The organism is Arhodomonas aquaeolei DSM 8974, assembly GCF_000374645.1.
Taxonomy (GTDB): Bacteria; Pseudomonadota; Gammaproteobacteria; order Nitrococcales; family Nitrococcaceae; genus Arhodomonas; species Arhodomonas aquaeolei.
The window spans coordinates 1-5412 of record NZ_KB894837.1 but is presented as its reverse complement, the minus strand read 5'-3'; the positions used below and the strand labels follow the sequence as shown (position 1 = coordinate 5412).

The 5412-nt window shown below is 65.8% G+C and carries 5 protein-coding genes; all 5 read left to right on the top strand.

The genetic code is table 11. From position 1 onward, the window contains the following. The first annotated feature begins 584 nt into the window (after positions 1-584). The 5 genes from C516_RS0117900 to C516_RS0117880 are packed head-to-tail and all read left to right on the top strand — an operon-like array spanning position 585 to position 5228. The gene (locus C516_RS0117900) at positions 585-1445 is read left to right on the top strand and encodes a branched-chain amino acid ABC transporter permease (protein ID WP_018719793.1); all 861 of its coding nucleotides are present in this window, start codon (positions 585-587) and stop codon (positions 1443-1445) included. Beyond that, entirely contained in the window at positions 1442-2479 is a 1038-nt protein-coding gene (locus C516_RS0117895; RefSeq protein WP_156831306.1) for a branched-chain amino acid ABC transporter permease, read from the top strand. Before C516_RS0117900 ends, C516_RS0117895 begins: the two co-directional genes overlap by 4 nt. Positions 2480-2505: 26 nt before the next feature. Then, positions 2506-3786 carry an ABC transporter substrate-binding protein gene (locus tag C516_RS0117890; protein WP_018719791.1) on the top strand — a complete coding sequence of 427 codons (1281 nt, stop codon included), beginning with the start codon at positions 2506-2508 and terminating at the stop codon, positions 3784-3786. After that, the gene (locus C516_RS0117885) at positions 3773-4531 is read left to right on the top strand and encodes an ABC transporter ATP-binding protein (protein ID WP_018719790.1); all 759 of its coding nucleotides are present in this window, start codon (positions 3773-3775) and stop codon (positions 4529-4531) included. The genes C516_RS0117890 and C516_RS0117885 overlap by 14 nt, the downstream gene beginning before the upstream one ends. After that, a complete protein-coding gene (locus C516_RS0117880) occupies positions 4512-5228 on the top strand; it encodes an ABC transporter ATP-binding protein (protein ID WP_156831305.1) in 717 nt (238 codons plus the stop codon). Before C516_RS0117885 ends, C516_RS0117880 begins: the two co-directional genes overlap by 20 nt. Positions 5229-5412: the final 184 nt, after the last annotated feature.

The following is a 5412-nucleotide window of genomic DNA, read 5'->3' as shown; positions in this document are numbered from 1 at the left end:
AACTCCCGAAGGTCGTGATACTGCAACGTCGTCGTCCCCTGCCGTGCGCGAGAGTCACGATACTGCCTGCTCGCGCTATTGCCTGTCACCGTTGCGTGGCCGTATCCGGGTGGGATCGCATGCATGCAGCGCGGAGGTGTTGCAGACACGCCGGGGCGTCGACCAACGGGAGCGTTGGGGGCAGCTTGTTCCCGCGGCGAGCTGCCCGTCGGCAGCCGATGACTCGGGACAGAGCTGTGCCGGCTATGGCTGCGGACGGTTGCCTCGCCAGGCCGCTTTCCCTTTCAGTGCCCCGCTGCCACCCAATTATCCCAACCAATCATGGTATTGCCTATCACGTGCCGGCAGGAAATCCCCGAGGCCGCGTACCGACAGCGGATGTGACGGGCACTGTCGGGCAGCATTTATGCCGCAATTGGCGACAACTTTCAGGTTGACAGATCGACCTGACCAACCTACGGTCTGGTTAAACCAATTAATAAATAATGGTTCAAATGGTCTAGGTCAGGCGCTTCGCTGTTCCGTGTCCCTCGGTTTGGCACGCGCAGCGGAGCCGGCCCATTCCAGCGGAAAGGGGAGTTTTCGTGAAGCTGTTCCTCATTCAAACCCTCAATGGCCTGACGCTGGGTGCGCTGTACTTCATCGTGGCGAGCGGGTTCACGCTGATCTTCGGTGTCATGCGCGTGGTCAACCTGGCGCATGGCTCGCTGTATCTGCTCGGTGGCTACGTCGGCTACAGTGTGGCCGCTGCCACCGGTAGCTGGTATGCCGCCGTGGTCGGAGGCGCCTTAGGCATGGCGCTGGTGGGGGTGCTGATGCAGGTGGGCCTGTTCGGCTGGATGCAGGGCCAGGACCTGCGCCAGACCCTCGCTTCCATCGGCCTGTCCATCGTCATGGCAGACCAGATGCTGGCCTACTACGGCGGCGGCACCTACCAGTTCCAGCCCCCCGACTATCTCTACGGATTCACGCCGCTGCCCTTCGTCCACGGGTACTCGACCTACCGCCTGTGTCTGCTCGGCTTCTCGGTGTTCGTGGGTCTGGTGCTCTGGTTCGTGCTGAACCGCACCCGCCTGGGCATGATGATCCGTGCCGGCGTGGACGATCGGGACATGCTGGATGCGCTCGGCATCAATGTGCCGCGGTTGTTCGTGTGCGTGTTTGCGATCGGTGCCGGTCTTGCCGGGCTCGCCGGCGTGATCGGCGGCAGTGCGCTTTCGCTGGCGCCGGGAGAGGACGTGCGCTATCTGCTGTCGTCGCTCGTGGTCGTGATCGTGGGCGGTATGGGCAGCATCGGCGGGACAGCGATCGGTGCCGTGCTGATCGGCCTGGCAGAGCAGTACGGGCTGGCGTATGCGCCCACCTACGGGGTCGTGTTCACCTTCGTGATCATGGTCGTGGTGCTGGCGGTGCGACCGCAGGGCCTCCTGGGGCGTGCGGCATGAGAGTGTGTGCCGGAAGGACCGCCGCGTGGCTGGCGCTTGCCGTCGTCGTCGCGTTCTATCCGCTCGTCGTGCCGGGGTTCTGGACCTACCAGATCGGCGCCCAGTCCCTGCTGTTCGGGGTGATCGCACTGAGCCTGAACCTGCTTGCCGGTTACGGCGGCATGGTCTCGCTCGCGCAGATGGCCATCGCCGGGGCCGCCGGATACGCCACGGCCTACTTCGGGGTCAACAGCACCGACCTCGGTATCGCGCTGCCCTGGCCCCTGACGGTGCTGACCGCCATCGCCCTCGGCACGCTGTTCGGGGCGGTCGTGGGAGCGATCTCCGTGCGCACGCGGGGCATCTACTGCCTGATGATCACGCTGGCGATCGCCGTCGGGTTCTCGCTGTTTGCGCGCCAGAACTACAGCGTGTTCAACGGGTTCAACGGCTTCGCCGGGGTGCGCGCACCAGCGGTCGCGGGCATCGACTTCAACGAGCCCGTCCCGTTCTACTACCTCACGCTCGGTGTGGCCGCCGTCGCGCTCGGATGGCTCTACCACTTCTCACGAACCCCGTTCGGCATGGCGCTCCAGGGTATTCGCGACAACCCGCGGCGCATGCGCACGCTCGGTTTCGACGTGATCCGGCTCCGTATCGCCGCCTTTGCGCTCTCGGGGCTCATCGCCGCCGCCGGGGGCGTGCTCTTCGTCTGGTACAACGGCCGTATCTCGCCCGGTGCCATCGACGTCCAGCCGACCATCGACATCCTCATCATCAGCGTGGTGGGCGGCATGGCCTCGCCTCTCGGTGCCTTCGTCGGCGCGGTCGCGTTCGTGCTGCTTCAGAACTTCGCCATCGACCTGATCAGTCCGGATCGATTCAACACCCTCATTGGTCTGGCGTTTCTGGTGGTCGTGCTGTTCTCCCCGGAAGGCCTTACCGGCATCGCACAGCGGCTGATGCGGGGACTGCGCGGCGCCGTCCGGGCGGAACGCCCGCCGGGTGATCGCGAGACGTCCACCGAGGAGGCAACGGCCCGCCGCATTTCCTGATTCTTGTCTAGCAGGAGGAGAGACCCATGACGATAAAAACTATCCTCAATCGACTGGCGCTGGCGATAGGCATCGCCGGACTCGCCGCGTCGGCGGGCGCCAGCGCCGCCGGCAAGGCGCCCATTCGCATTGGCGGTCTTGCCACCCTGGAGGGGGCGTTTGCCGTCGACGGCAAGGATGCGATGCGGGGTATCGAAATGGCCATCGACGAGTTCGGGGGCGAGATCAACGGCCATCCGATCCGGCTGGTGAAGGCCTCCTCCGATGCCTCGCCCAATTCCGCCGTCGACGCCGCGCGCAAGCTCATCGAGCAGGAGGACGTGGATATCCTGGTCGGTCCCCTCTCCGGCAGCGAGGGGCTGGCGGTGAAGGACTATGCCAAAAAGCATCCGGGCAAGACCTTCCTGAACGGTTCCTCCGCGGCCCAGGACACCACCCTTCGCGATCCGGTGCGCAACTTCTACCGCTTCTCCACCGACGGGGCGCAGTGGATGGCCGGCCTTGGCGACTATGTCTACAGGCAGAAGGGATACCGCAAGGTCGCGGTCGTTTCGGAGGACTACTCCTTTCCGTACACGCAGGTGTTCGGTTTCGCCTACGAGTTCTGCCGCAACGGCGGCGAGATCAGTCACAAGTACTGGGTCCCCATCGGCAACAAGGACTACAGTGCCGTGATCACCCGGCTGCCGGAGGACATCGACGCCATCTACGTCATGCTCGGCGGCTCCGACGCGGTGAACTTCCTCACCCAGTACCGCCAGTACGGCGGCAGCAAGCCCATGATCGGCAGTTCCGTGACCGTGGATCAGACCGTGCTGAGCTCCAGGGGGCCGTTCAAGCAGTACCTGCTCGGTACCGCGTCGGCGGGGCCGATCGCCGACTCGTGGGACAATCCGGGCTGGGAGTCCTTCGTGAAGCGCTATCAGGAAACGTACCCGAACGGTTTCCCGTCGCCCTCGCTGTTCGCGGAGACCTACTACGTGAACGCCAAGGCGGCGCTGCTCGCGCTCAGGCAGGTCGGCGGTGACCTCTCCGAGGGCCAGAAGCAGCTGCAGAAGACACTGGACAGTCTCAGCTTTCAGACCCCGACCGGTCACGTCGCCCTCGACGAGAACCGCGAGGGGATCAGCAACAACTTCGTGACGGTGGTCGCCAAGAAGCCGAACGGCGATCTCTACAACAAGGTTGTGGCGGTCAGGAAGGACGTCGATCAGACGCTTGGCATGAAGCGCGATGCCTTCCTCGAGCTGGGCAAGGTGGGCCGCAACTCGCCCACCTGTGAAGATCTGCGCAATGTCGGCAAGTGACGTCAACGCGCTGGAGCTCGTCGACGTGGGGCGCCGTTTCGGCGCCCTCGCGGCCGTCTCCAACGTCGATCTCACCGTCGCTCAGGGGGAGCGCCGGGCACTGCTCGGTGCCAACGGGGCCGGCAAATCGACGCTGTTCAATCTCATTGCCGGGGATTTCCCGGCCACCGATGGCAGTATCTCCCTGCTCGGGCGTGACCTGAGCGGCGTGCCCGCGCGGGAGCGAACGCGCATGGGGCTGCGCCGTACTTACCAGAACTCCAGCCTGTTCGCCCAGCTGACGGTCGCGGACAACCTCTTCATCGCACTGCGTGGCGTGCGCCCCGGGCGTTTCAGCCTGCGCCGACCGCACCGCCGTGGCGACGAGATGCAGCGGGTGGTGGCGCTCGCGGAGCGGGTCGGTATGGGGGGATGGCTGGACCACCGGGTGGCGGACCTCTCCCATGGTCAGCAACGCCAGCTCGAGCTCGGGATGGCGCTGGTCGGGGAGCCGCAGGTGCTGCTGCTCGATGAACCCGCCGCCGGCCTCTCACCGGCGGAGCGCACGCACCTGCTGGCGCTGATAGTGGGCCTTCCCCCGTCGCTGACGGTGGTGCTCATCGAGCACGATCTGGACATTGCGCTGCGGGCCGCCGACCGCGTGACCGTCATGCACAACGGGCGGCTGCTCGTGGAAGGCACGCCCGGGGAGATTCGCGCGAATCAACAGGTGAGGGATATCTACCTTGGTAGCCAAGGCAACTGATGTGCGCCTGGAGGTCGACGGCCTCCAGGTCCACCGGGGAACCAGTCATGTCCTGCAAAGTATCAGCCTCGGGGTCGGCGGCGAACCCGTCGCCATCGTCGGCCGCAACGGCATGGGCAAGACCACGTTGTGTCAGGCGATCATGGGGCTCGTGCCTGCGACCGGAGGCGGGATCCGCTTCGCCGGCCGTTCGATCGACGGCCGCAAGCCGCACGCGGTGGCCCGCTCGGGACTCGGCTACGTGCCGCAGGGGCGGCGGATCTTCCCGTCGCTGACGGTGGACGAGCACCTGCGGCTTGTCAGCCGCAGGGGCCGTGTGCGCTGGTCGGTCGACGGTGTCTACGAGCTCTTCCCGCGACTGGCCGAACGCCGGGATCATGGCGGATCGGCGCTCTCGGGCGGTGAGCAGCAGATGCTCGCCATCGCAAGGGCGCTGCTGACCAACCCGAGGCTGGTGATCATGGACGAGCCGACGGAGGGGCTGGCGCCGGCCATCGTAGAGCAGCTCGTCGGCGTCCTGAGGCAGCTCGCACGGGAGGGGACCGGATTGCTGCTCATCGAGCAGAACTTCGGTGTGGCGACGGCGGTGGCCGAGCGCGTCATGGTCATGTTGAACGGCCAGATCGTCCATGAGGCCCCCGCCAGCGAAATACGCGAGGACGACGAGGTCAAGGCACGTTATCTCGGCGTGGGGTGAGTCCGCCTGCGTCGGCGCTGGCGCCGGTGTGTCCGGATCATGCCTCTCGACACACCCCGGGCCCGTGAGCGTCCGTCGCCACCCGCGATTCGATGAACTCCCGAAGGTCGTGATACTGCAACGTCGTCGTCCCCTGCCGTGCGCGAGAGTCACGATACTGCCTGCTCGCGCTATTGCCTGTCAC